We start from the raw sequence: 2,366 nt of genomic DNA on the forward strand, positions 1-2,366 counted from the left end.
GGGGTATCCGCTGCGCGCCAGGGGTCGGTAGGCGTTGAGCGTGGACGCCGCGGTCACCGCGGTGACCGCCAGCGACCCTATTTGGCGGGCGAGGTGAATGATTCGAGCTGTCCGCATTGCCTCACCTTACGAAACGTGTGGGCGACGCTCGGATCCGATAGCGGCCGCGCTAGCGGATTCGGGGTGGGTCATACGGGTGGCAAGGTGGTCTTTGGGTAGCAATAGGTGACTCTCAGATTTGATAGCGCCGGCGCTAGCGGATTCCGGCGGGGGTTAATGGTCTGGAGAGGTGGCGCGCCCGAGGCCGGCGGGGCCGGGGTGCCCGGACCCGCCGGACCCGTCGCCCGCGCCAGCGCGGCCTCGTCGCCCGCGCCCGCCGGACCCGTCGCCCGCGCCAGCGCGGCCTCGTGGTGGGGATAAGTGACTCGCGAAACCGCTAGCGCCCGTGCTACCAACCCGGCGTGAACCATTACACCTATCGCGTCGCCTGGGCACGGCACTACGACCGGTACGCCAGCACTTGCCTCGAGTTGCCGTTCATGCGGCGCGAGGGGCGGACAGCGCAAGAGGCGATCATCGAGATCGAGGAGGCCGTAGACCGGCACATTCAGGCCATGCTGGCGACGGGCGAAACGCCGCCGATCCCGATGGCGGATCGCAACTACAGCGGCACGATCGTCGTCAGAACGTCCCCTGAGCTACACAGCCGCCTCGCCGTGGAGGCCGTCGAGCAGGGAGTATCGATGAACCAATGGGTCGTTCAGAAACTCGCCGGACGGCGACTCAGCGACACGTTCGGCCTGTCCGGGTTCGACTAGCTATGACGCCTCTGCCTTGCTCTCCAGGTTCTTCACCACATCGGGGTCGTTTTCGGTCATCCCGACCTTCGCCGCTCCGCCGGGTGAGCCGAGGTCGGTGAAGAAGTCGGCGTTGATCTGCAAGTATCCGGTGTGCTCGGCGGGCAGGTCGTCTTCGTAGTAGATGGATTCGACCGGGCACACCGGCTCGCAGGCGCCGCAGTCGACGCATTCGTCGGGATGGATGTAGAGCATCCGGGCGCCCTCGTAGATGCAGTCGACGGGGCATTCCTCGATGCACGCCTTGTCTTTGACGTCGACGCAGGGTTCGGCGATCACATAGGCCATGAAGTCCATGTTTCCGATCCGGAGGGGGCGTGAGTAGAGGTTTGGCGTTGTGGTGTCACAAGCTATAGTTGTGTCACACGATTTGATTGTGAGCTGTCGCCCATGCCACTCAGCCCCCGGCTGCCCGAACTCGCCTCGTTCGAGGCGTTTTTGGCGATCGCCGAGACGGGCAGCCTCGGTCGCGCCGCGCGCGAGCTCGGGCTGACCCAGCAGGCGATATCCCGGCGCCTGGCCACCATGGAGGCCCAGATCGGCGTCACCCTGGCCGTCCGGACGACGCGCGGCTCCCAACTGACGCCCGCGGGGCTGATCGTCGCGGATTGGGCGACCCGCCTGCTCGAAGTCGCCAATGAGGTCGACGCCGGTCTGGGCTCGCTGCGCAAAGAGGGCCGCGAACGCATCAGGGTGTCGGCCAGTCAGACGATCTCCGAACAGCTGATGCCGCACTGGCTGCTTTCCCTGCAGGCCGATGCCGCGCGGCGCGGCGACACCGCGCCGCAGGTGATGTTGACCGCCACCAACAGCGACCACGCCATCGCGTCGGTCCGCGACGGCACCGCCGATCTCGGGTTCGTCGAAAACCCCGGTACACCAAAGGGTTTAGGCACCTGTGTGGTGGGGGAGGACGAGCTGGTGATCGTCGTCCCGCCGGATCACAAGTGGGCGCGACGCTCGCGGATCGTGACCGCGCGCGAGCTCGCGCAGACACCCCTGGTCGCCCGCGAACTCCACTCGGGCATCCGCGATTCGCTGGCCGCTGCCCTGCGCCGGGTGCTCGGGGAGGACATGCAACAAGCCGCGCCCGTACTGGAATTGACGTCCGCGGCGGCGATGCGCGCGGCCGTTCTCGCGGGCGCGGGGCCGGCGGCCATGAGCCGGCTGGCGGTGGCCGACGACCTGGCGACCGGGCGGCTGCACGCGGCCAACATCCCCAAATTGGATCTGCGGCGTAAGTTTCGGGCCATCTGGGTCGGCGGGCGCACCCCGCCGGCCGGAGCGATCCGCGACCTGTTGAGCCACATCATCAGCCGCACAACGGCCTAGGATCCCGACGAACGTCGAGTTGTTGCGGCGTCGCCGGTGGCGGATTCAGGCGGTGTTTGCAACAGCGGGCGGTTTTGATGGGTTGGAGAGTAGTTCGTCGAGAGCTTCGGCGGGTGTTTTCCAGCCCAGGGTTTGGCGGGGCCGGTTGTTGAGTTTTGCGGCGACGTAGTCGAGGTA

At 67.0% G+C, this 2,366-nt stretch carries 4 protein-coding genes and 1 pseudogene; 2 read left to right on the forward strand and 3 right to left on the reverse strand.

Going from position 1 to position 2,366, the window contains the following annotated elements:
- The coding region (locus Q0W90_RS24250; RefSeq protein WP_297777202.1) for a hypothetical protein at nt 1-117 on the reverse strand (117 nt) is incomplete at its 3' end.
- Between the two features lie 344 nt (nt 118-461).
- Between Q0W90_RS24250 and Q0W90_RS24255 the strand changes: the two genes are divergently transcribed.
- Nucleotides 462-818: a type II toxin-antitoxin system HicB family antitoxin gene (locus Q0W90_RS24255; RefSeq protein ID WP_297601480.1), complete on the forward strand. Its 357-nt coding sequence runs from the start codon at nt 462-464 to the stop codon at nt 816-818.
- On the opposite strand, the gene fdxA is transcribed toward Q0W90_RS24255, so the two are convergent.
- Nucleotides 819-1,145: a ferredoxin gene (gene fdxA, locus Q0W90_RS24260; protein WP_297700882.1), complete on the reverse strand. Its 327-nt coding sequence runs from the start codon at nt 1,143-1,145 to the stop codon at nt 819-821.
- Nucleotides 1,146-1,247: 102 nt separating this feature from the next.
- Here fdxA and Q0W90_RS24265 point away from each other — a divergent pair, with 102 nt between their 5' ends.
- Complete coding sequence (locus Q0W90_RS24265) at nt 1,248-2,189, forward strand: LysR family transcriptional regulator (RefSeq protein WP_297601477.1); 942 nt, start codon at nt 1,248-1,250, stop codon at nt 2,187-2,189.
- A gap of 45 nt (nt 2,190-2,234) precedes the next feature.
- Here Q0W90_RS24265 and Q0W90_RS24270 read toward each other — a convergent pair.
- Nucleotides 2,235-2,366: pseudogene (locus Q0W90_RS24270) on the reverse strand (IS30 family transposase); the annotation flags it as partial.

Source organism: Mycobacterium sp. (genome assembly GCF_025933915.1).
Taxonomy (GTDB): Bacteria; Actinomycetota; Actinomycetes; order Mycobacteriales; family Mycobacteriaceae; genus Mycobacterium.

Bases quoted from the DNA above. Each gene is read 5' to 3' on its own strand.
- fdxA (WP_297700882.1), bottom strand. From the start codon at position 1,145: ATGGCCTATGTGATCGCCGAACCCTGCGTCGACGTCAAAGACAAGGCG.
- Q0W90_RS24265 (WP_297601477.1), top strand. From the start codon at position 1,248: ATGCCACTCAGCCCCCGGCTGCCCGAACTCGCCTCGTTCGAGGCGTTT.